Here is a 26,668-nt window from a genome sequence, read left to right as displayed (position 1 = left end):
ATAACAGTATATAATTATGAAACGATTCAAAAATATATTGATGGCTTCCGCACTACTGTGCGGAGCCTTCTTCACAGCCTGTGACAACAATGATGATAAACCGGTATTTCCGGAAAATCAAGATCAAGCCTATGACATGTCTGGTTTTGCCAAAGGAGCCGATGTCAGTTGGTTGACAGAAATGGAAAAGGAAGGTTACAAATTCTATGATGCTGAAGGAAACGGACATGAATGTATGTCACTACTCCGGGATTTGGGCATGAATGCCATCCGTCTACGTGTATGGGTAAATCCCGATCAGGGATGGTCGGAAGAGGAAGGTTTCTTTAATCCGGAAGGATGGTGTGATAAAGACGATGTAGTGACCAAGGCGTGGCGCGCTCACAACTTAGGCTACCGTATTATGATTGATTTCCATTATAGTGATATTTGGGCGGATCCGGGACGGCAAGAGAAACCGGCGGCTTGGGCCGACCTATCCTTTGATGAATTAAAACAAGCAGTAGCCGACCATACCACTGAAGTATTAAGTGCAATCAAAGCAAGAGGTATCGATGTAGAATGGGTGCAGGTGGGTAATGAGACACGTACAGGCATGTTAAAACCTGACGGAGCTGCTAGCAGCGGAAAAACCGCCAACTTCGCTCAACTGGTAACAGCGGGATACGATGCCGTTAAAACAATCTACCCGGAAGCTAAAGTTATCGTACATATCGATCAGGGCAATAATCCCAATCGATATATCTGGCTGTTTGACGGTCTGAAAGCTGATGGGGGAAAATGGGATATAATCGGCATGTCTCTTTATCCGGAACCGGATACCCAAGACTGGCGACAATTAAACAATGATTGTATTGCTAATATGAAAAGTCTGATTGAACGATATAATACACCTGTCATGATGTGTGAGCTTGGTATTTACTGGAATTATGAAGAAGCAGAAGAGTTTTTTACCGATTTCATGACTAAAGCTAAAGAAATAGATCAATGCCTCGGTGTTTTCACTTGGGAACCTCAAAGTTACGGTGGTTGGAAAGGCTATCACAAAGGCTTGTTTGACGATACCGGTAAACCCACCAGCGCATTTAATGCTTTCAAGAGATAAGATTATTGAATCATTTTTTATAACTTTACCCCGAATCCAAAATATTTTATACCTGAAAAGCAAAAATGAACATGAAACACCAAAAACAGTTATTAGCTGTACTTTTGATGGGCGTCGCTTGCACATTGCAAGCGCAACGCAGTGAGACGCTGCTCGAGAAAAACTGGAAATTCAGTAAAGGAGATTTTAAAGAGGCTAGCCAGCCGGAGTTTAATGACACTAAATGGGAGTCGGTTGTTATTCCGCATGATTGGGCGATTTTCGGTCCATTCGATATGAATAATGACCTGCAGAATGTAGCTGTAACACAGAACTTCGAGAAAAAGGCTTCCTTGAAAACAGGACGTACCGGTGGGCTCCCTTATGTAGGCACCGGATGGTATCGAACCAGTTTTGATGCTCCTGCCGATAAGGAGGTGACGCTGCTCTTTGATGGCGCCATGAGCGAAGCACGTGTCTATGTAAATGGAAAAGAAGCTTGTTTCTGGCCTTTCGGCTACAACTCTTTCCACTGTAACGTGACGTCTTTATTAAACAAAGACGGAAAGAATAATACGCTGGCCGTACGTTTGGAAAATCGTCCGCAGTCCTCGCGCTGGTATCCGGGAGCAGGTTTGTATCGTAATGTGCATCTGATCGTGACTGATAAAGTGCACGTGCCTGTATGGGGAACACAAATCACAACTCCTCATGTCAGCAAGGACTTTGCAGCCGTACGTCTTCAAACGAAGATTGATAATGCCGGTGAGAAAACACAAATCCGTATAGAAACAGAGATTCTTTCTCCGGACGGAAAAGTGGCTACCAGCAAAGAGAATACGAGCCGCATTAATCATGGACAACCATTCGAACAAAACTTTATTGTAAATGCGCCCGAGCTCTGGTCGCCGGAAAGTCCGTCGCTCTACAAGGCTGTTTCCAAAATTTACGCAGATGATAAACTGGTGGATACTTACACGACCCGTTTCGGTATCCGCAGCATTGAATATATCGCTGATAAGGGTTTCTATCTGAACGGAAAACATCGCAAATTCCAAGGGGTATGTAATCACCATGATTTAGGTCCGCTGGGTGCCGCTATTAATGTAGCAGCGCTTCGCCATCAACTTACATTGCTGAAAGATATGGGATGTGACGCTATCCGTACTTCTCATAATATGCCGACTCCCGAACTCGTAGCGTTGTGTGACGAAATGGGATTTATGATGATGATTGAACCGTTCGATGAATGGGACATCGCCAAGTGTGAAAACGGTTATCACCGTTATTTCAATGAATGGGCGGAACGTGATATGGTAAATATGCTCCATAATTATCGGAATAATCCGTGTGTGATTATGTGGAGTATCGGTAATGAAGTGCCGACCCAATGTAGCCCTGTCGGCTATAAAGTGGCTAAATTCCTGCAAGACATTTGCCACCGAGAAGATCCGACACGTCCTGTCACTTGTGGAATGGATCAGGTTACTTGTGTACTTGCGAACGGATTTGCAGCAATGATTGACATTCCGGGACTTAATTACCGTACCCAACGCTATAAGGAATCTTATGACCAACTTCCGCAGAATCTGATTCTGGGTAGTGAAACTGCTTCTACTGTCAGTTCACGCGGGGTATACAAATTCCCGGTAGAGGATAAGAAAAGTACTAAGTATGAAGACCATCAGTGTTCCTCTTATGATGTAGAAGCCTGTTCATGGTCAAATATTCCGGATGAGGACTTTGCACTGGCCGACGATAACCATTGGACAATCGGACAATTTGTATGGACAGGATTTGACTATCTGGGTGAACCATCACCTTATGATACGGATGCATGGCCCAATCACAGTTCCATGTTTGGTATTATCGACCTTGCCAGTCTGCCTAAAGACCGCTATTACTTGTATCGCAGTGTATGGAATAAGGATGCGGAAACTTTGCATATTCTGCCTCACTGGACATGGCCGGGACGTGAAGGCGAAGTGACTCCTATATTTGTATATACCAACTATCCTACAGCCGAACTGTTTATCAACGGTAAAAGTTATGGTAAACAAAGCAAGAATAATAGTTCGTTGAAGAACCGCTATCGTCTGATGTGGATGGATGCTGTATATGAACCGGGAGAAGTAAAAGTAGTAGCCTATAACAAAGATGGAAAAGCTGTAGCGGAAAAAGTGGTTCGCACTGCCGGAAAACCTCATCACATCGAATTGGTCAGCAACCGTAACGAATTGACTGCAGACGGAAAAGACTTAGCGTATGTGACTGTGAAAGTCGTAGACAAAGATGGTAACCTATGCCCTACTGATAATCGTCAGATAAACTTCTCTGCAAAGGGAGCTGGTAAATATCGTGCTGCTGCCAATGGCGATCCGACGAACCTGGAACAATTCCATCTTCCGAAGATGCATGCTTTCAACGGAATGTTGACAGCTATCATACAAGCTGGTGAAACTGCCGGAGAAATTGTATTTACAGCCAAAGCAAATGGAGTGAAAGCCGGAAATATTCGTATTCAAACGAAATAAAGCATACGCTTTATAAAATCTGATAAGCCACCGGATTTCTTAACTAAAGAGAAGTCCGGTGGTTTTCATATATAATATACTGGACTTTTCACTTTTACGAGAAAAGAAGCAGGTAAATACAGGTTAATATCTATCTTTGCCAAAGAAAACGTTACAGATATGTCGCACAGGATTCACTTCCTTATTTTTACAGGTCTTTTACTGATGTTCTGTTCATGCCGGAAAGAAAACAGGTTTGAATGGCAAGTTAATCAAAGACACATGGAAGTATCTCTGAACAAAGAATCTGATTCGCTCTATGTCATTCATTTGAATACAGACCAACCCTCCCACTCTGTTTGGAAATTGCCTTATCCTGTCTATCAATTTGATTATGGAGATGTTACAGGAGACAGGATGCCGGAAATTATTGTGGGGGTTATCAAGCCTACCCGATTCGATCCCAAACCCGACAAGCGGTTATTCATTTACCGGATTGCAGATGAAGCGTATATCCGCCCACTTTGGTTAGGTTCGAGGGTAGCACAACCTTTGGAAGATTTTAGAGTGATTCGTGAACATACTCCTGTATTGATACGCACCGTGGAACGGGAACGAAGTGGAAAATTTCTGATAGCGGAATATGCATGGAGAGGTTTTGGTCTGGATTTTAAGGAATATCTGAAACGCGAGACAGAAGAAAAGGAGCACGCCGGCTTATCCGTGCAGGTGCGGATGCCATCATCGGACACCATCCGCATGTCATTCAGAAAGAAGAATATTTTAAAGGTAAGCCTATTTTCTATAGTCTAGGCAACTTCGTGTTCGACCAACGAAAACCGGAAACATCACAAAGCCTGATTGTGCAGCTCAATTTCACCTCTATAGGATATAGTATAAAACTTCATCCTGCAACAATTAATAATTGCAAACCGGAATTACAATAATCAGACAAAACCAAAGGGGATAACTGCCAACATTATACTATTTACCAACAAATATCATCATCCCTCTATCTTGAAATCCACTAGATTTTGCACATTAAATAGCTTTCCAGAAAGCTTGGAAATCGCGATATCTACCGTAACAAACCAGTTCATCTCCCTCTTCCACTTTCTCATCCGCCGGTAATTCATTCTTTACATGAAGCTCCATTAAAGAAATGCCCAAGCAATTGGTTATTTTATTGGCTCTCTTCAACCCTATCATCTTTAAATGAAACTCTTCATCCAAATTCAACTCATTCACAAAATATCCTACAAATTTCTCCGGAACCGTGAACTTCACAACATAATAATCCTGATCGATGCGGAATCCTTCCATATTCGTTCCAAAATCAAGCAATTGCACCAAGCTGCGGGCAGCATCTTCTTCCGGAGTCAGGATTCGCTCAAGTTCAAAAGCCTCAAGCACCGCTTTATGTACGGCATCAATAGCACGGGCAAAGATTCGGGGAACCTTTTTCTGCTTCAATAGGGCAACAACACGTATCGATGCACCAAAATTCTCACCAATCGCTACAATTACTATATCCACACTATTCAATGGCAACACTGATAATGATTGTTCGTCAGTGGCATCAATGACAAAAGCCGTAGCAACCTTATCTTTGATTGAATCTACACGACTTTCACTAATATCCGCACCAATAATCTCGTGCCCTAATGCAGACAATTCCTCTGCCAACACATGGCCGTAATTTCCTAAACCGATAATAATATACTTCATATCTTTAGTTTATTATAATGTTATCACTCGGATAACGGTATTTTGTATTCTTTTTCTGTTTGACAATTCCCAACATCAATGTTATCAATCCCACACGTCCGATAAACATCAACAAGGATACCAACAACTTACTGGCATCACACAAATGAGGGGTCAGATTCAGACTGGATCCCACAGTACTAAGTGCAGAGACACATTCGAAAGTCAATGCCATGATGGAAACACCCGGTTCGAGTATGCTCAATGTGAAAATAAAAATGAATGACACTCCCAATGACATGACTACTGTTGCATTGGAACGCCGGATTGAATCGTAAGATAATTCTCTGCCAAACACCTCTACCCGTTCAGTACCACGCAATACGGCTACAAGATTCAGAACCACAACTGCAAAAGCGTTCACTTTCACACCACCTGCCGTAGATTGTGAACCACCGCCAACCCACATCAAGAATAGATAAACCAACAAAGTCTGCACACTCAATGATGCCAGGTCGACACTACTAAAACCGGCTGTTCGAGGACAAGTGGCATTAAAGAAAGCTTGTGTCCATTTGTCTGCCAAAGGCATACCGGCAAAGGAAGCATTCCACTCAAAAGCAGCAATAGCTAATGTACCGATTAATAAAAGCAGAAAAGTCATGATTAACACGATTTTCGTATTCAGGTTATAAAGATGCTGCATTTTGTGACGATCCAGTTTGCGTGTACGGACCAATTTCCAGAAACGACGCAGGTGATATAATACAATATCCTTGAAATTGACAAGAATGGGGAAGCCGATACCACCGAAGATTATCAGCAAAGAAACAGAAATAAACAGTCCATTATGATTGGTCATCACCATCGGATTCCCTAAATTACCGGAAAGTGTAGAAAAACCCGCATTACAAAAAGCTGATATAGCATGGAAAGCAGCAAAACCTAACTCGCCTTCCAAAGTCATTCCCAGCGTACCGTGAATACTAAACCAAATCGAAACCATACCAATCCCTTCAATGACTAAGGTAAAGCCCAATATATATAATAAGGTGGACAGTAATGAACCTAACGAATTGGAACTAACCATATCACGTACAACAAGCTGATTGTAAATGGAGGTGTTTCCCATGAAGAACATGGCAAAGAAACTGGTTAATGTCATCACTCCTAATCCTCCAATCTGAATCAATAGAATAATGACAACTAATCCGGAAGTGGTGAATGTAGTGGATACATCTACCGGAACCAAACCTGTAACGCATACGGCACTGGTAGCCGTAAATAAAGAGTCTACCCAGGTAATACCATTCACCGTGCAGCGCGGAAGCATCAGCAAACCTGCTCCAATCAGGATAATAGCCATAAAACTGACTGCCAATATCAAAGAAGGATTGGTACGCCGTCCCAACAGGCGCACCAGCCCATTGGACAAGTTGAGGAAAGAAAGGACTAGTAATAACAGGAGATGATAAAACTTCCCATGCAGGAATTCCCAAATCTGCAAAATAGCTCCTTCTTCTTCCGGACGGTGAAAAATGACGGGTACTAGAGTAAGATATAATAACCCGCTTAATATCCAGGCTAATCGCCGGTATTGTTTTTTAGTATTCCGGTATTCCAGTGAAATATGTAAAGTAACATCAATCAGAAAGATAATCCAGACTGTTTTATACAATGTCTGCAAATTAGCCACTTCATCTATGGATAAGGGAAAACCGTGTTCATATACTACTCCGACAATCAACAACAGAGATGCCAGATAGGTGAGTGCTTCTACCAGTCCTAACAGGATACGTACATAGGGTTTTAGCAGTTTATTTTGATACAATAAAAACTTATGATAAATCTTCATATCATCTTTTTTAACAGGGTCGTGCAAACTTAAGTAAAATAACAATTAGAACCGATTCTTTGTTGACAAAATTTTCTGAATATTAAAAAATTGAGTACTTTTGGCAACAAGAAACTAAAAAACTACAATATTATGAGTGAAAAAAGAAAACGGTATATTTTACCCGAAGAAGAAATTCCACACTACTGGTACAACATTCAGGCTGATATGGTAAACAAACCTATGCCTCCGTTGCATCCGGGAACCAAACAACCGCTGAAAGCGGAAGACTTGTATCCGATTTTCGCTAAAGAGCTGTGCCATCAGGAACTGAATCAAACCGATGCATGGATCGAAATACCGGAAGAAGTACGCGAAATGTATAAGTACTATCGCAGTACTCCGCTGGTTCGTGCTTACGGATTGGAAAAAGCACTCGGTACTCCGGCTCATATCTATTTTAAGAATGAAAGTGTCAGCCCTATCGGTTCACATAAGTTGAACTCTGCATTGGCACAGGCTTATTATTGCAAAGAAGAAGGAGTTACCAACATCACCACTGAAACCGGTGCCGGACAATGGGGAGCCGCTCTTTCTTATGCAGCTAAGGTTTTCGGTTTGGAAGCTGCTGTTTATCAGGTAAAAATCAGTTATGAACAAAAGCCATACCGCCGCAGCATCATGCAGACTTTCGGAGCACAGGTAACCCCTTCTCCATCCATGTCTACCCGTGCCGGTAAGGATATTCTGACTAAACACCCTACTTATCAGGGTTCATTGGGAACAGCCATTTCTGAAGCTATTGAACTGGCACAAATGACTCCCAACTGTAAATATACGCTTGGTTCTGTACTTAGCCATGTTACTCTTCATCAGACTATTATCGGACTGGAAGCCGAAAAACAGATGGAAATGGCAGGCGAATATCCGGATATCGTAATCGGTTGTTTCGGAGGTGGTTCCAACTTCGGAGGTATCTCTTTCCCATTCATGCGTCACACGATACAGGAAGGAAAAAAGACTCGTTTCGTTGCTGCCGAACCTGCATCTTGCCCGAAACTGACACGTGGTAAGTTCCAGTATGACTTCGGTGATGAAGCCGGATATACTCCGTTGCTACCGATGTTTACTTTAGGACACAATTTTGCTCCGGCCCATATCCATGCCGGCGGTCTTCGCTATCATGGTGCAGGTGTCATCGTTTCACAGTTGCTCAAGGATAATCTGATGGAAGCAGTAGATATACAGCAATTGGAATCTTTCGAAGCAGGTTGTCTGTTTGCACAGTCTGAAGGTATTATTCCGGCTCCAGAGTCCAGCCACGCTATTGCAGCAGCTATCCGCGAAGCTAACAAATGCAAAGAGACAGGAGAAGAAAAAGTGATTCTGTTCAACCTTTCCGGACATGGCCTGATCGATATGACTTCTTATGATAAGTATTTGGCCGGTGACTTGGTAAACTATTCATTGACTGATGATGATATTCAGAAGAATTTAGACGAAATAGGAGATTTAGCTAAATAATAAATTGCCTGCCAGTTTCAAGTTTCACCACCGATTTCACAGATTAACATGGACTTAAATGTAATTCGAAGATTTTCGATACAAAAGTCCATGTTAATCTGTGAAATCGGTGGCATTTTTTCCATCCTCCTACATTTTCTTTCTCTCTGTTGAACACCTCCATACACCCACTGTATAGACTGGAAAGATTGTATAGTTTTCCGGTCAATTCATGGGGTATATCAAAGATTTCACTATCTTTGATGCCATTATTAATCTTATGAACTAATAATGAGCAGCTTTAACAAAATAGCAATCTGTCTACTTTTTCTATGCGCAGGGGTTAATTATGCTTTTTCTGATATTCCGGAGCAAATCAACTTCTCCTATATCTCTATTAATGAAGGATTGTCACAAAGTACTGTATTCTCTATCGATCAGGACCAACGAGGCAATATGTGGTTCGCAACTTATGACGGAGTAAACAAGTACGATGGGTATTCATTTACAGTTTATCAGCATAATGAAGATGATCCGAACAGCATCGCTAATGACATTTCGCGAATCGTAAAGGCTGACAGTCAGGGACGGGTTTGGATCGGCACGCGGGATGGTTTGTCATATTATGATGAAGAGAAGGATAAATTCAGAAATTTCTTCTACGAAAAGAAGGGGAAGAAGCTGCAAATCAACGGAATTGCGGAGATCTCACCGGAACAACTGCTCATAAGTACACAGGAAGGTCTGACTATGTTCGATATTAAAGAATCACGATTCGTTGATGATTCTTTTAGTACGGCTATGCATAAGATAGTGGCTTCTGCTCTTTACAGGCAAGGCGGTATTATCTATATCGGCACCCCGGTTGACGGGCTTTACAGCTACTCCATTCCTCAAAAGAAACTGGAAAGAATTACTCCGATAACAGGCACTAAGCAGATTCAAGCCATTTTGCAACAATCTCCTACCCGCATCTGGATAGCTACCGAAGGAGCCGGTCTACTTCTATTTAACCCGAAAACACAAGAAGTCAAGACCTATCATCATTCTTCTTCCAATCCTAAAAGTATCAGTTCCAATTATATCCGTTCTCTGGCATTGGATTCGCAAAATCGCCTATGGATAGGAACATTCAATGATCTGAACATTTATCATGAAGGAAACGATTCTTTCGTTTCTTACAGCAGCAGTCCGGTAGAAAGCGGCAGTCTGTCACAGCGTTCGGTCCGCAGTATCTTTATGGATTCGCAGGGTGGAATGTGGCTTGGAACCTATTTCGGAGGACTAAACTATTATCATCCGATCCGCAACAGATTCAAGAATATTCAGCGTATTCCATATAAGAATTCTTTAAGTGACAACGTAGTCAGTTGCATTACCGAAGATAAGGATAAGAACTTATGGATAGGAACGAATGATGGGGGATTGAATCTATATAATCCCAAGACACAACAGTTTACGCACTATATCTTACAGGAAAACGAACGGGAAATCGGTATTGGTTCCAACAATATCAAAGCCGTATATGTAGACGAACAAAAATCACTTGTATATATAGGAACACATGCCGGTGGTCTGACTGTTCTCCACCGCAACAGTGGACAAATGGAAAGTTTCAATCAGCTGAATAGCCAGTTGGTCAATGAAAATGTCTATGCCATTCTTCCTGACAAGGAGGGTAGTATCTTATTAGGAACTTTAAGTGCACTGGTTAGTTTTAATCCGGAGAAACGGAGCTTCACCACCATAGATAAAGAAAAAGACGGTACGCCATTTACTTCACAACGAATCACAATCCTGTTCAGAGATTCTCGTAAACGTCTTTGGATTGGTGGTGAAGAAGGTATATCAGTCTTTCAGCAGGAAGGGATCGAAATAGAAAAAGCCCCTATCCTTCCGGAATCATCTGTAACAAAGATGTTTACCAATTGCATTTATGAAGCTGCCAATGGCATCATTTGGGTAGGTACGCGTGAAGGTTTCTACTGTTTTAATGAAAAAGAGAAGAAAATCAAACGATATACGACTGCTAACGGTTTACCCAATAATGTGGTTTACGGTATTCTGGAAGATACCTTTGGGCGTCTCTGGGTAAGCACCAACCGTGGTATCTCCTGTTTCAATCCGGAGACAGAGAAGTTCCGCAATTTTACGGAATCCGACGGGTTGCAAAGTAATCAGTTTAATACTTCTTCATTCTGCCGCACCTCTAACGGGCAAATGTACTTCGGGGGTATCAACGGTATCACAACTTTCCGCCCGGAACTCCTACTGGACAACCCTTACACTCCTCCGGTAGTCATTACTAAACTTCAACTGTTTAACAAAACAGTCCGTCCGGATGATGAAACCGGTATCTTGACTAAGAATATCAATGAAACAGAAAGTATCACGCTAAAATCATGGCAAACGGCTTTTACGCTCGAATTTGTGGTATCCAACTATATTTCAGGTCAACACAATACTTTCGCTTATAAATTGGAAGGATATGATAAAGAGTGGTATTATCTGACAGACAAACGTACTGTCTCCTATTCCAACTTGCCACAAGGTACTTATCATTTTCTGGTAAAAGCTGCTAATAGTGACGGGAAATGGAATACCGTTCCTACGATGTTGGAAATCGTTGTTCTCCCTATATGGTACAAGACCTGGTGGGCAATCGTGCTTTTCCTCGCTATTTTTATCGGCTTTATCACTTTCGTCTTCCGCTTCTTCTGGATGCGTAAAAGCATGGAAGCAGAGCTGGAGATTGAACGTAGGGACAAGGAACATCAAGAAGAAATCAACCAGATGAAGATGCGTTTCTTCATCAATATTTCCCATGAGCTTCGCACGCCGTTGACTCTTATCTTAGCTCCTCTACAAGAAATAATCAATAAGATCAGTGACCGCTGGACTCGTAATCAGCTGGAATATATCCAACGCAACGCTAATCGCCTGCTACATCTTGTCAATCAATTGATGGATTATCGCCGCGCCGAATTGGGAGTTTTCGAGCTGAAAGCAAAGAGAGAGAATGCGCATCAACTAATACAAGATAATTTCTTGTTTTATGATAAACTGGCACGCCACAAAAAGATTACCTATACTCTCCATTCCGAATTGGAAGATAAAGAGGAACTTTTTGATCCTAATTATCTGGAACTGATTGTTAATAACCTACTTTCAAATGCTTTCAAATATACGGAAAGCGGTCAAAGCATTACTGTGACATTGAAAGAGGAAAATAATTGGTTGGTACTGCAAGTTAGTGATACCGGTATTGGTATTCCCATCAATAAACAGGGAAAAATATTCGAACGTTTTTATCAGATAGAGAGTGAGCACGTAGGAAGTGGTATCGGTCTCTCACTGGTACAACGCCTGGTAGAATTGCACCATGGTCGTATCGAACTGGATAGTGAAGAGGGTAAAGGCAGTACTTTCTCTGTTTATCTGCCACAAGACATAAATACCTACAAACCCTCCGAACTAGCTTCTAATGACACTCTGAATGAGGAAGGACAGGTATATTCCACCAACTCGAAAGAAATGTATTTCATTGATACGGAAAAGGTCGAAAACGAAACGATCGAAGGCGGTGACAAGAAGCGTGGCACTATTCTTATTGTAGAAGACAATAATGAAATCCGCCATTATCTTAGCAGCGGACTTGCCGAACTCTTCAATACGCTGGAAGCCGGAAATGGTGAAGAAGCTTTGGAAAAACTGAAAGACAATGAAGTTGACATCATTGTAACTGATGTCATGATGCCTGTGATGGATGGTATCAAATTATGCAAGAATGTGAAGCAAAATATCCGTACCTGTCATATTCCCGTGATTATCCTGTCTGCTAAAAGCGAAGTCAAAGACCAGATGGAAGGTCTGCAAATGGGTGCGGATGATTACATCCCGAAACCATTCTCACTTGCTATCCTGACTACGAAGATACAGAATATGATGCGTACCCGTAGACGTATGCTTGAACGGTATTCCAAATCCCTGGAAGTGGAACCGGAAAAGATTACGTTTAACGCCATGGATGAAGCTTTACTAAAACGTGCTGTAGCGATTGTAGAAAAGAATATGGATAATATTGAATTCTCTACTGACGAATTTGCCAGAGAAATGAATATGAGTCGTTCTAATCTGCATCTTAAATTGAAAGCCATCACAGGCGAATCGACTATTGACTTTATACGCAAGATTCGTTTCAACGAAGCGGCAAAATTACTGAAGGATGGCCGCTATACAATAGCAGAGGTCAGCACAATGGTAGGTTTCAATACGCCGTCTTATTTTGCTACGAGTTTCAAGAAGTATTTCGGATGTTTGCCTACGGAGTATATTAAGAAAATAAAAGGATAAATCTGTAAATATCCAATATGAATCTGCTGGTTTGAGATTTATGTTCATTTCGGTTCGAAAAAGAACATAAAATGCTATCACTAACAATAATACATTACTATGCAGCTTTCAATTTATTCTCTTATTAGCATTATTTATCTCATTACCAAGCGAGCTTTCGTTTGACATCTGTTAAACGAAAGCTTGACAGTTGTTAAACTATCATTCAACAACTGTCAAACGAAAACTCATTAGGCAATGAAATAAATATCAATAGGGAAGTTATTATTTAAAAGTAGCCAATAAGATCATTATTGTACCTAAAAGGAGTAATATTCTATATAACGAATACTGAAAGCTAATTCCCGAAAATCTTCAACCCGTAAAGAAGAAAGACCTTCTTTATCCCATACAAACAAAAACATTAGACAAGAATGAAAGACTATTCAACAATACCAATAGTCGTAAAATTGTCATACTCTATATATTTGCAGAGAAAGCATTATTAATTAATAGATAAAAAGCATACTATGATTTTTTTAAATAAACTGTATTCTTACCTACTTTTATCATTAATCAGCATTCTTTTTGTGAATGCTCACCCGGCAACTATAAAACAAGATATTGACTGGCCCCAATTTATGAGTCAACAAGATATGATATGGGAAAAGTTACCCGAATATTGGTATGATTCAGCCTTTTTAGGCAACGGAAAGCTTGGGCTAATGATTTATAAAGAACCCGGAAAGAACTACTTGCGCTTAGAAACAGGCAACTGCGATGTACATGATCACCGCACTAAAAGAGATGTATTCGGAATCCCCAGACTACTTACCGGACATTTTACCCTACATCCTAAAGGCAAAATAATCAATGGAACGATACATCTTGACCTTTGGAATGCTGAAGCTTCAACAGATATTACAACAACTAAAGGAGTCATCCACTTGCGAAGTTTTGTCCATGCTGATGAAATGATGATAATAGTAAAAGCAACAACAGAAGGAGACGAACATGACTTCCAATGGGAATGGATAGCAGCTGAAGCTAATAGCCCTCGTTATTTGATTTTCAAAAGACAAGGAAAAGCCAATAAAATACCAAAAGATTACGAACTCAATCCGACAGCAAAAATCAGTAATGGGAAAGAAATCAATCTATCTGTCCAGAAATTATTGGCAGGAGGAGAAACAAGCGTTGGATGGCAAGAAACATATAATCCCGAAACAGAACGCAACTTATGGATAAACCTAACACATACATATCCTCAAAACAATTCGAGTGAAATATGCAAAGCTGAAATCCGAAAAGCTATACGCAAAGGTTATCAATCCATGCAAAAAACACATCGTAAATGGTGGAATACTTTCTATCCCAGTAGTTTCATAACACTGCCGGAAGCACAAAAAGAAAACTTCTACTGGATACAGATGTATAAATTAGCTTCTGCAACACGTGGTGACCGTGCTCTAATAGATAACACAGGTCCGTGGCTAACCGAAACCCCATGGCCGAACGCTTGGTGGAATCTCAATGTTCAACTTACCTATTGGGCACTGAATACTTCCGACCATCTAGATCTGGCAGCTTCTTTAGAAAATGCCCTCTACAATCATATAGATCAGTTACGCCTCAACATTCCCAAAGCTTACCGCCATAACTCATTAGGAATAGGGGTTGCTTCCAATTTGGAATGTATGACTACAGAAGTAGGAATTCCAGGAAAAGGCAAAGCTCAAATAGGACTACTTCCATGGGCCTGTCACAACCTATGGCTTATCTACCGTCATAAAATGGATGATGATATTCTACGAGATAAATTATTTCCTTTATTAAAAGAATCAATCAACTACTATTTGCATTTCCTGAAAGAAGGAGATGATGGAAAACTTCATCTCCCAGCGACTTACTCCCCCGAATATGACACTGTGGAAGATTGCAATTTCGACCTCGCTCTACTACGTTGGGGATGCCAAACACTACTAGAATCAGCTCATCGTCTGAGTATCCAAGATTCATTGATTGAGACATGGAAATATGTGCTTCTTAAACTTACTCCTTACCCCACAGACGAGAATGGATTGCTTATCGGAAAAGATACGCCGTATGCTTTCTCACACAGACATTATTCACATTTACTTGCTATTTATCCTCTATACTTAATTAATAAAGAACAATCGAATGATATTGAAATGATTGAGAAATCATTGTCTTTTTGGCAAAGCAAGCCCAAAGCTCTCCTAGGTTACTCATACACAGGAGCATCTTCCATTTCCTCTGCTATCGGAAAGGGAGACGATGCACTAGCCTATCTAAATAAATTATTTGGGAAATTTCTTAGTTCGACGACTATGTATAAAGAAAGTGGGCCAGTTATTGAGACACCTTTATCTGCCGCCCAAAGTATCCACGATATGTTATTACAGAGTTGGGGTGGAAAGATTCGCATTTTCCCAGCTATTCCCGCTACATGGAAAGACATTGCTTATTCAGGTCTACGCACAGAAGGGGCTTTTAAAGTATCTGCCAGTAGAAAACAAGGAAAGACACAATTTATCCATATTAAAAGTCTGGCAGGAGAACCTTGCATTATAACGACTGATATAGTTAACCCTATTTTTGAAGGAAAAAGAAACTTCACCATACAATCACTCCCAAACAATACTTTCCAAATTGATTTAAAGAAAGGAGAAGAGGTCTTCATTTCCCATCAAGGAGAAAAGTCGGATTTTATTATTTCTTCGATTCCTCATACTTCCAAAAATCATTATGGATTAAAAATCATTCATCAGAGGAGGTAAAAATGTACAAAACCAACCTTGCAAACACTGGTAGATAGATTACATTATGATACATAAAAAGCCTGCTATCAGACCCATAACAGGCTTTTTAGACAGAAGTAATATATGATTCAACAAATTTAATATCAAAAAAATCATTTTTAAACAAAGTGTGAACAAGCTAAGTTAGCTTTCATAATTTAATAACCTATTTTTGCAAACAGTAAAATATACTTTTAATAATTAAAAACCTAATAAAGTATGAAGAACATCTTCTTTATTTGTTTATGTGCGCTTTTCACTTTTACAGGATGCGCAGACGATGACGACGATCTATTAACCGGAGGAAATGTAGATATAGATCTACTTCCCGATTCTAAGCCCAATGATGTTGTAAATACCAACGTATTCGACATTATCAACCTTAATTATCCCGGATTAGAAAAAGTGAAAGAATTCTATGAAACAGGGGAATATTATTACGCGGCCAATGCTTTATTGGAATACTACAGAACAAGAACCAATGTTACTAATCCCAATTTGTCCTTAATTAATGTAACAATCTCGGAAGCAGATCAAGCAAAAGCGGATTATGCATTGGAAGACTATCGCTTTCATGTAAACAATTTCTACGAAGATCAAGAAACATTGAAACCATATTCTTTAAAGAAAGATGGAACGATTAATTGGACATTTTCTCCAGAAGGTGCCTCTGATGAGTATCAGAAACAGCTCCATCGCCATCAATGGTTTATTCCACAGGCTAAAGCCTATCGAATTAGCGGAAGTGAAAAATACATTCAATCATGGATTGAGGTATATAATAATTGGATAAACCAAAATCCTAAACCGGAAAGCGGTACAAACACAACGTCTTGGTGGCAATTGCAAGTAGCAACCCGTATCAATGATCAAGTACAATTACTGGAATATTTCAAAAACTCTATTAATTTCACACCAGAATGGCTTACTACTTTTTTAGTAGAGTTTGCAGAGCAAGCAGACTTTCTTGTTGATTATCCTTATGAATCAGGAGGTAATATTCTGATATCACAAGCTAATGCACTGGCAACCGCCGGAACATTAATGCCGGAATTCAAAAATGCTGAAAAATGGATGGAAACTGGTTACCAAATACTCAGTGAAGAAGTACAAAATCAGATAATGAGTGATGGATGGCATAAAGAAATGTCTCTTCATTATCATATAGGCATTGTAGCAGATTTCTATGAGGCTATGAAATTAGCAGAGGCAAACCAACTCTCCAGTAAACTGCCTAGTAATTTTACAGAACCGCTTCGCAAAGCAGCTGAAGTAGTAATGCATTTCACTTATCCCAACTATTTTAGCAAAGGCTCTGATAATATAGTCCCCATGTTTAATGATTCATGGAGTCGAACGCGTAATGTACTTAAAAATACAAATTTCAAGCAATATGTAGAAATGTTCCCTGACAGTGAGGAACTTAAATACATGCAAACAGCAGGTAACGGTGGTACTCCCCAAGGACATACGCCTAATAACGATATGAAATTATTTGACCAGGCAGGATATTACGTATTACGTAACGGCTGGACGTATGGCTCTACTGTCATGATTTTAAGTAATAATAAAAGTAATGATGCCTCCAATTCTATCAGTGCATACAGCCATAATCAACCTGATAATGGAACATTTGAACTTTATCACAATGGGCGTAATTTTTTCCCCGATTCAGGAGTATGTACCTATTACAGTACTGGTGGTGACAACACACTACGTTATTGGTTTCGCGGTATTGATAAGCATAATACATTATCATTAGGGAAGCAAAACATAAAAAAGGCCGAGGGCAAACTTTTAAAATCTGAAGAAGGTGCAACAGAACTTGTTGTATTTGAGAATCAAGGATATGACAACTTAAAACACCGTCGTGCTGTATTTTATGTAAATAAAGAATTTTTCGTACTGGTAGACGAAGGTATTGGAAGTGCTGAAGGTACTGTAAATCTAAGCTTTAATCTTTGCGAAGGTAGTAGTACGGAAGTAGTTATGGACAAAGAAGAAAACGGTGTTCATACAGCATTTAGCAATGACAATAATATCATTGTACGCACTTTTGCCAATAAGGAGATAACCTGTTCACCTTTTACAGGACGCATAGCATATCTTGTTGATGGTAACTATAATGACCGGCAATCATATACTATAGATATGAATAAAGAACCTAATGAAACAGCACGTTATATCACAGTTATCATACCAGTTAAAAAAAGTACTGATATAAATAACATATCTGCTCATTTCACAGATAACGGATATAGTGAAAATAGCGTATCTATAGAAGTAAACGTAGGAGGAACTATATACCCATTATCATATACCTTATAAACTAATAACTCTTAAAATATGAGATCTAAATTACTAAACATTACTTCAAGATTACTAGGAACACTCATAGTAATCATATTGACAGTAGTCAATAGTTCTTGTACTGATACGGAAACCACTGACTCCACGAAGTTTACTATTTACTACACAGGTATGACTGATATCGGACCTTCCATGACAGGAGTTATCAGTAGTCCGACTTACAAAGGTAGTACTCCATACGATTTTACTATTACCAAAATAACACTCGATGGAGAAGCCTTTTCTGACAATATCTTTACCATTGATTCAGAAACAGGAAAAATCACGTTAAATAGCACAGGCAATACTCCAGTAGGCTTGTACAAGTTATCTATCTCTTGCTATTCTAATGGTAACAGATACGAATATGCAGATATTGTAGAAATCAACATGATGAAACCTGTACCAGATGGTATCAAAGCCATTCCTGAAAAACTTCAGGTAGAATATGCAGATATTATTGATACAGAAAGCAGTCAAGAATTACCGACCTCACAAATAACAACGGAAGGTAATCATATTTCCATTACCAACTACACAATTGCTTCCGTTGTATGGAATGAAACTATAATAGAAGACACAGACACTTATTTTACAGTTTCGGAAACCGGTGAAATATCAATAATCAAAGGTAAGCAGAATATCCAACCTGGTAAATACATCTTATCATTTAAGTTAACAACTGCAGCGACTGGAGAAGATCCTGAAATGGGTATTTTTGAAAATGCATTGGAAATTAATGTCACTTCCAGACCTCTGTCTCTAACATATACTCCCAATGAAGGTAAAATAGAAGAAGAGGGAGAACTTAGTCCGGAAACAACTTTCCAAAGCAACTCACCAGTGCTGAAGGGTTCTACAGAAGGGTTGGCTTACAGCATCGGTTCAATAAGCCCAAGTACAGACAAAATTACTATAGATCCAACAACTGGAGTATTGTCTGTGGCTGCACATCATGGTTTCAAAGATGGAGAAAAATACGAAATCAGTGTCAAAGTTATAAACGAATTCTCGACAGAAGGGGTTGTATTTGAAAATGTATTCACATTAAATGCAGTTGAATTTATAGAGCCGATAGCCAATTTCGGATATACTAATGTAGAAGAAGTCCAAGCTGTAGAAATTGATATTCAGAAGAATGACAACTTTAAAGGTGATGAAGTGAAATATGAGTTCGTAGACCTCGCAACTGAACTTCAAGGACAATTAAATCTTGATCTGGATGGCAACATCACTATTAAGAAAGGTAATACTATTCCTGTCGGACAGTATACTATTCAAGTGATGGCAACAAATACCAAAGGTTCAGAAACTGCGACATTTACATTGAAGATTATAGAAAATCCGAATTATTTCACCTTCTTCCGTTATGGAAACAATCTAAACTTACAGCCAATAGAGAACTACGCTGATCAATTTAGAATTGCAGCTGGTGCTAAACTCAACACAGTCAAACCTACGCCAATTTCAACAGATGCGCCAGGTGGATTGGAATCATTGAAATGGGAGGTTGAATTGAAACATAACCCCAAAAATACAAATGCTACTATTGATGTCACTACCGGACAAATCACTATCACAGGTTTAAAAGCCGGACAATGTGGTATGGTTATGGTTACAGCTACAGCTGGAGAGGGAAAAACTGCAGTTTCTGTGAGTCAACCAGTATTCTTCCATTTCTCTATTGTATCAGATAATAATGTACAACTGGAATATACTCCATTTGTCTTCCAAGTTAATCCGATGAAAGGTGGTATATCTGAAGCTCCAAATTTAGGAACCGGTGTAGACAAATCAACATTCAGATTAGACTATAGACGTGATTTCTTCTACTATAACATAGCAGGTCCCGATTCACATATAAGTGGTCAATTAGAACAAGGTGTTGACAATTTCTTATCTACCTTATGGAGTTCATATAGCATATCTGCAGGTGTATCCAGACAGCCAGTCTCATATTTCGAGAATATAACAGATTTGAGTAAACCTCTAGGATACATAGATCAAACCGACTTCAAGGTACATATTAATCCTAATATGTGGCGCACAAAAGATGGCAATGCTAATGGAGCAATGATTGGTCAAATGACTTACAGCGTCAAAGGAGAAGATCCTCAAGGAGCTGCTAGTGGAGCACGTGTTTCTCCTATGTTTATCTGGTTTGATACTAAATTCTAATAAATACATACAAAAATACTCGTTATGTACAATATAAATTTTATAAAATCAATTAGCGTAAGAGGGTGGTTCACCCTCTTGACACTGATCCTAACGATCAACCTATATGCGCAGAATACCACTTTAAAAGGTGTTATTGTAGACGAAACAGATACTCCTCTCATCGGAGCTACTGTACAAGTAAAAGGAACTTCAACAGGAAGTATAACTGATTTTGATGGTAATTATACAATTAAAGCCAATAAAGGTGCTGTTATTACATTCTCATATATTGGATACAAAACACAGGAAATTAAATTTACCGGTCAACCTACCGTCAACATTAAAATGGTTCCTGACAACCAAACTCTAGATGAAGTAGTTGTAGTTGGCTATGGCACAATGAAACGCAGTGACTTAACTGGTTCCGTAGCTTCTATAGCAGCCAAAGATGTAGAAGGATTTAAAACCAGTTCAGTGGCAGGCGCATTAGGAGGACAAATCGCAGGTGTGCAAATCACATCAACAGATGGTACTCCAGGTGCAGGTTTCAGTATTAATATCCGTGGTGTCGGAACTCTGACGGGAGATTCCTCTCCACTTTATATTGTCGATGGTTTTGAAGTAGATGACATTGACTATCTGTCTAATTCTGACATTGAATCTATTGAGATTCTGAAAGATGCATCTTCTTCAGCTATTTATGGTGCACGTGCAGCAAATGGAGTCGTATTGATTAGCACTAAATCTGGAAAAATAGGGAAACCTATTATTAACTATAATGGTTCAGCTAGTTATCGTAAAATATCAAAGAAATTAGATGTCCTGTCTCCATATGAATTCGTTAAATTACAAGGAGAAGTAAACTCTAAATACTCAGACAGTTACTTTAAAACAGGAAATGATGATGATGGAAACCCTTATCGTTATCAATCTCTGGATGACTATATTGGTGTAAGCGGTGTAAACTGGCAAGATGAAACATTCAATCCAACGTGGTCACAAGATCATAGTTTATCAATCATGGGAGGTACGGAAGATACTAAATATAATGCATCATTCTCACGCTATATTGAAAATGGTATTTTCAAAAATAGTGGTTTTAATAAAACAACAGGTAAATTCCGTCTTGATCAGAAATTAAGTAAAAGTCTTTCTTTTAATTTTACTGTCAACTATGCATTAACAAACCGTGAAGGTGTAGGTACATCCGGTGATTCTGGACGCTTCAATATGCTTGCACAAATTTTAAGTGCCCGTCCCACCGGTGGACTAAAACTGACAGATGAAGAACTCCTTGCTTCAGCCATTGACCCTGAAATGCTCGAATCTGGTGAAAGTTTAGCTCAAGTGAACCCGGTTAAGCAAACCGAGTCAGTAACAAATAACAAACGTGCAGAAATGTGGTCCGGAAATGCTTCGGCAACATGGCAAATTATTAAAGGACTGACATTCAAGACCGCAGGGACCTACAATACAACCAACAATCGTACAGATATATTCTACAAAGATGGTTCAAAAGAAGCATACCGTAACGGTCAAAAACCTTATGGACGCACCCAAATGGGACGTGACGTACGATGGACAAACTCCAACAACCTTACTTGGAAACAGAAGGTGAAAAAGCACAACTATGACATTATGTTAGGTCATGAAGTTTCTTTTAAAAGCACAGAATATTTACTAGGTGAAGCAATGGATTTCCCTTTTGATAATTTAGGCAATGACTATCTGGGACTGGGAGCTACTCCGAGTAGAGTTGAAAGTAGTTACAGCGAAAAAACGCTTCTATCATTCTTTGCACGTGGAAACTACAACTATGATAATCGGTATTTATTTACAGCTACAGTACGTGCCGATGGTTCAACTGTATTCTCTAACAAAAATAAGTGGGGATTCTTCCCCTCATTTTCAGCCGCATGGCGTGTTTCGGAAGAAGCTTTCATGAAAGATGTTGAATGGGTATCTAATTTTAAAGTCCGTCTAGGTTGGGGTATTGTAGGAAATGACCGTATTTCCAATTATCTTTCCATGGATTTATATGAAGCAAACAAATATGGGATTGGCAACAACACTGTTACTGTCCTAACTCCCAAACAATTGAAAAATGCTAATTTAAAATGGGAAGGCGCAAGCAGTGTTAACTTAGGAGTCGATTTAGGATTCTTTGACAACAGATTAAATGTTACAGCTGATTTCTTTATCAAAGATACAAAAGATCTATTATTAGCACAGTCATTAGCACATGTTACTGGATTCGATTCACAAATGCAGAATATTGGTAAAATTCAGAATAAAGGAATTGAGCTAAGTTTTAACTCTACTAATATTCAGACACGTAACTTTACTTGGCAGACCAACTTCAACATTTCATTTATCAAAAATACGTTGAAGGGCTTAGCTTCAGGAGTAGAGTCGATGTATGCACGTTCTGGATTCGACAGTAACTTTACTGCATATGACTATATTGCCACAGTCGGACAGTCACTTGGTCTTATTTACGGATATGAATTTGACGGTATTTATCAAAGTTCTGATTTTTATACAACTCCTGACAATCAGTTGATTCTAAAAGAAGGAATCACGAATAATGCACGATATGGTACTGTTAAGCCAGGTGTTGTGAAATATAAAGATCAGGATGGCGACGGCATTATTACTACTAATGACCGTACTGTTATTGGTAATGCTATGCCCAAATGGTATGGTGGTATTACAAATACATTTAATTATAAAGGTATAGACTTCAGTTTCATGTTCCAGTTCAATTATGGAAATGACATATATAATGCTACCCGTTTATATGCTACACAATCTAGAAGTGGTCGTAGAAATATGTTGGCTGAAGTTGCTGATCGTTGGAGTCCGACAAATGCATCAAATAAAGTTCCTTCACAGGATGGATATATTGTTAATGATGTATATTCCCGCTTTATAGAAGATGGCTCATTCCTACGTTTAAAAAATATAACTTTAGGATATACACTGCCACACAAATGGACTCGTAAATTCCATGCATCTAAGCTTCGCATATATGCAACAGGTCAGAATTTGTTCTGCATAAGCGGATACAGCGGTTATGATCCGGAAGTTAATAGTGCAAGCAGCAATCCTATGACTCCAGGACTAGACTGGGGTGCCTACCCGAAGAGTAGAGTATTTACATTTGGTATTGATCTTCAATTCTAATCCACAAAAAATATAATATGAAAAAGATAATATACTATATAGCCATATCAGTAATGTGTTTACTTCCTTTTTCTTGTTCATTGGAGGAAGAAACCAGAACTGAAGTAGAGAAGAAAAATTATATGAACAATGCGGATGAAGCAAAGGATGTATTACTTGGCGTATACCGTACAACTATTGAGGATGCTATGTATGGTTATCATTTATCCATACTATTCAATTTAGGAACAGACATCTCACAGGTAGAAGGAAGTGGAAATGAGAACTTCCGTATAATTCCTACAAACTCATTCCCTACAACACAGTCAGAAGTACAGCAAACATGGGCTGCACTTTATGCAGGTATTTACAGGGCTAATGATTTTTTAGAACGTATTTCTAACAAAATTGAATCCTATACTAGCACTGATAAGAAACTGGGCACCATATATATTGCAGAGGCCAGGGCATTAAGAGCTATGTTTTATTTTGAGTTAGTAAGACGATTTGGGAATGTAGTTTTGATGACCAGTACAGAAATGTCTAATCAGGATCCAGCAACATATGTACAATCAGCTCCAGAAAAAGTATATGAGTACATTGAAGATGATTTGTTATATGCATCTGATATATTACCATATGCAGTCGATGACCAATATCGTGAAAGTAATGAATACCGTTTTTCAAAAGGAGCAGCACTAGGATTACTTACTAAAGTCTATGCAACTTGGGCAGGAGCTCCTGTGAAAGATACATCCAAATGGGAGGCCGCAGCCAAAACTGCACGTATCCTAATCGAATCAGGAAAGCATGGACTACTAACAGATTATGAGCAATTATGGAAAAATACTTGTAATGGGGTTTGGGATCCTACTGAAAGCTTAATTGAAATTTCGTTTTACTCACCAACCGTATCTGGTAATAGTGATCCAGTAGGGCGTATCGGTAAATGGAATGGGGTAAAAACTACTGCAATTGCCGGTGTTCGTGGAAGTTGTGCTGCTAACGTAAAGGTAGTTCATACATTTGTACTTGACTGGAGAGAGAATGCAGCTGATATTCGTCGTGATTTGTCCGTAGCCAACTACCAATATACTGACACAAAGAAAACTCTTTGGGCAGCCAGTGCTAGTGACACAGAAGAAAGTGCAGCTGCAAAAGACGCAGATCCGACAAAAGCACAAAAAAATAAACAGAATTATACCCCAGCTAAATGGGATATTGAGAAATATGTAACAACCAACAGTTTCATTAACAATGATAAATCAAATGTAAATTGGTACTTCTTACGGTATGCTGATGTATTGTTGCTATATGCTGAAGCATTGAATGAATGGAAACATGGTCCTACAACCGATGCATACAATGCTATTAATGCAGTACGTCGTCGTGGTTATGGTAACCCGGGCAATACAAGTACATGTGATTTAACAGAAGGGCTTGATGAAAAAGGATTCCGTGAAGCAGTTCGTAAAGAACGTAGTTATGAATTATCATTCGAAGGTCATCGACGTATGGACTTAGTTCGTTGGGGCATTTATTATAATACCATACAAGAAACTGCGAAAGAATTAGGTTATTGGTGGGAAAGTGCTGGCTCTCCTAATTATTCTGTGGCAACATATACAATTAATGGTAAACATGAGTTATTCCCTATTCCACAACGAGATATGGACTTATGTATTTTATTCAATCAAAATCCTAAGTGGTAATTTAAATAAAATCTTCTCCAATATGCCTTAGATAGGGCATATTGGAGAAATTTAAAACCATTTTCAACAAAATCAAAACTTGAAAAGCAAGGTTCAAACACCTTTTAGACAATCCTGCAACGGAAAGTTTAGTCTTTCGGTTACTTTTGCATCAGTACAAAACTTCTAAAAACAATTACTTAAAATGAATAACATGAAAAAGAAACTTGTTCTCTTTGCTTCGGTTAGTATTGCACTTGCGGCGTGCCAGATAACCCCAAAGGAAGACTACAGTTGGATAAAAAAAGGACTGGATGTAGCTTCTGCCCAATTACAACTTTCTGCTGAAGAAGTTAGTGGTACAGGGATGTTGCCACGTTCCATCCGTACCGGCTATGACATGGATTTCCTTTGCCGTCAGTTGGAAAGAGATTCATTAACATTTAAAGATTCCCTACGTGCACAACCTACTGCCGAGCAATTAGGCAAACGTCGGCTCTGTAACGTTTATGACTGGACAAGCGGTTTCTTCCCCGGTTCATTATGGTATGCATACGAACTGACAGGAAACGATACACTGAAAACTCAAGCAATCGAATATACCAATCTTCTGAATCCGGTACGCTATTATAAAGGTACACATGATTTGGGATTTATGGTCAACTGTAGCTACGGCAATGCAGAACGTCTCTCACCTAACGATACCATCGCTGCTGTGATGAGAGAAACTGCCGATAACCTCTGCGGTCGTTTCAATGATTCTATCGGTGCTATCCGTTCATGGGATTTCGGAACATGGAACTTCCCGGTTATCATCGACAATATGATGAACCTTGATCTTCTGTTCAATGTAGCAAAAGCAACAGGCGACAATAGATATAAAGACATCGCTATCAAACATGCCATGACAACGATGCATAATCACTTCCGCCCGGATTATACTTGCTGGCATGTAGTAAGCTATAACAGCGATGGTACAGTAGAACGGAAACAAACCCACCAAGGCAAGAACGATGATTCTTCATGGGCACGCGGACAGGCATGGGCTGTATACGGATACACCGCTTGTTTCCGCGAAACAAATGATAGTATCTTCCTGAACTTTGCAAAGGATATAGCCGATATGATTATGGATCGCGTAAAAACAGACGACGCTATTCCTTATTGGGATTATGATGCTCCTGTAACCAAAGAAACTCCACGTGATGTATCTGCTGCTGCTGTCACTGCTTCTGCAATGATCGAACTAAGCACAATGGTTCCCGATGGACAGAAATATCTGGATTATGCGGAAAAGATTCTGAAGAATCTGTCAAGTGATGCATATCTCGCAAAAGTGGGTGACAATCAAGGATTCATTTTGATGCACTCCGTAGGTTCACTACCCAATGGTTCTGAAATCGACACTCCACTGAACTATGCTGACTACTATTATCTGGAAGCATTAAAGAGATTCATGGATCTGAAAGGTATCAACTACAAAGATATCTAATACATAAAATTATAAC

Annotated in this window: 14 protein-coding genes; 12 read left to right on the top strand and 2 right to left on the bottom strand. The window is 39.4% G+C overall.

Going from position 1 to position 26,668, the window contains the following annotated elements; all coding sequences use genetic code 11:
- The first annotated feature begins 16 nt into the window (after positions 1-16).
- From CJF29_RS07555 to CJF29_RS07540, 4 genes are all read left to right on the top strand, one after another.
- Complete coding sequence (locus CJF29_RS07555; RefSeq protein WP_099146288.1) at positions 17-1,105, top strand: arabinogalactan endo-beta-1,4-galactanase; 1,089 nt, start codon at positions 17-19, stop codon at positions 1,103-1,105.
- Between the two features lie 65 nt (positions 1,106-1,170).
- Positions 1,171-3,618 (top strand): beta-galactosidase GalB, encoded by a 2,448-nt coding sequence (galB, locus tag CJF29_RS07550; protein ID WP_099146287.1) that lies wholly within the window; start codon positions 1,171-1,173, stop codon positions 3,616-3,618.
- A 159-nt stretch (positions 3,619-3,777) separates the two neighbouring features.
- The gene (locus CJF29_RS07545) at positions 3,778-4,410 is read left to right on the top strand and encodes a nuclear receptor-binding factor 2 (protein WP_141561015.1); all 633 of its coding nucleotides are present in this window, start codon (positions 3,778-3,780) and stop codon (positions 4,408-4,410) included.
- A complete protein-coding gene (locus CJF29_RS07540; protein ID WP_371682935.1) occupies positions 4,317-4,544 on the top strand; it encodes a CapA family protein in 228 nt (75 codons plus the stop codon). Before CJF29_RS07545 ends, CJF29_RS07540 begins: the two co-directional genes overlap by 94 nt.
- A gap of 94 nt (positions 4,545-4,638) precedes the next feature.
- Here CJF29_RS07540 and CJF29_RS07535 read toward each other — a convergent pair whose 3' ends face one another.
- Positions 4,639-5,325: a potassium channel family protein gene (locus CJF29_RS07535; protein WP_004305738.1), complete on the bottom strand. Its 687-nt coding sequence runs from the start codon at positions 5,323-5,325 to the stop codon at positions 4,639-4,641.
- Positions 5,326-5,329: 4 nt separating this feature from the next.
- Positions 5,330-7,159, bottom strand: a complete 1,830-nt coding sequence (locus CJF29_RS07530) for a TrkH family potassium uptake protein (protein ID WP_074557682.1) — start codon at positions 7,157-7,159, stop codon at positions 5,330-5,332.
- Positions 7,160-7,291: 132 nt separating this feature from the next.
- On the opposite strand from CJF29_RS07530, the gene CJF29_RS07525 reads away from it, so the two are divergent.
- From CJF29_RS07525 to CJF29_RS07490, 8 genes are all read left to right on the top strand, one after another.
- Complete coding sequence (locus CJF29_RS07525) at positions 7,292-8,662, top strand: TrpB-like pyridoxal phosphate-dependent enzyme (protein WP_004325359.1); 1,371 nt, start codon at positions 7,292-7,294, stop codon at positions 8,660-8,662.
- 270 nt (positions 8,663-8,932) lie between these two features.
- Entirely contained in the window at positions 8,933-12,994 is a 4,062-nt protein-coding gene (locus tag CJF29_RS07520) for a two-component regulator propeller domain-containing protein (RefSeq protein ID WP_074635527.1), read from the top strand.
- A gap of 509 nt (positions 12,995-13,503) precedes the next feature.
- Complete coding sequence (locus tag CJF29_RS07515; RefSeq protein ID WP_099146286.1) at positions 13,504-15,774, top strand: glycosyl hydrolase family 95 catalytic domain-containing protein; 2,271 nt, start codon at positions 13,504-13,506, stop codon at positions 15,772-15,774.
- A gap of 240 nt (positions 15,775-16,014) precedes the next feature.
- Positions 16,015-18,123, top strand: coding sequence for a heparin-sulfate lyase HepC (gene hepC, locus CJF29_RS07510; protein WP_074560495.1), 2,109 nt, complete (start codon positions 16,015-16,017; stop codon positions 18,121-18,123).
- 18 nt (positions 18,124-18,141) lie between these two features.
- A complete protein-coding gene (locus tag CJF29_RS07505) occupies positions 18,142-20,322 on the top strand; it encodes a surface glycan-binding family protein (RefSeq protein ID WP_099146285.1) in 2,181 nt (726 codons plus the stop codon).
- Between the two features lie 24 nt (positions 20,323-20,346).
- A complete protein-coding gene (locus CJF29_RS07500; protein ID WP_099146284.1) occupies positions 20,347-23,490 on the top strand; it encodes a SusC/RagA family TonB-linked outer membrane protein in 3,144 nt (1,047 codons plus the stop codon).
- A gap of 17 nt (positions 23,491-23,507) precedes the next feature.
- Positions 23,508-25,181 carry a RagB/SusD family nutrient uptake outer membrane protein gene (locus CJF29_RS07495; RefSeq protein WP_004305726.1) on the top strand — a complete coding sequence of 558 codons (1,674 nt, stop codon included), beginning with the start codon at positions 23,508-23,510 and terminating at the stop codon, positions 25,179-25,181.
- Between the two features lie 184 nt (positions 25,182-25,365).
- Positions 25,366-26,652, top strand: coding sequence for a DUF4995 domain-containing protein (locus tag CJF29_RS07490; protein WP_099146283.1), 1,287 nt, complete (start codon positions 25,366-25,368; stop codon positions 26,650-26,652).
- Positions 26,653-26,668 lie beyond the last annotated feature (16 nt).

Origin of the sequence: Bacteroides celer, from assembly GCF_002632415.2 — a bacterium.
Classification (GTDB): domain Bacteria; phylum Bacteroidota; class Bacteroidia; order Bacteroidales; family Bacteroidaceae; genus Bacteroides.
Note: the sequence above shows the minus strand (reverse complement) of the source record. Positions and strands in the feature narration are given on the sequence as shown.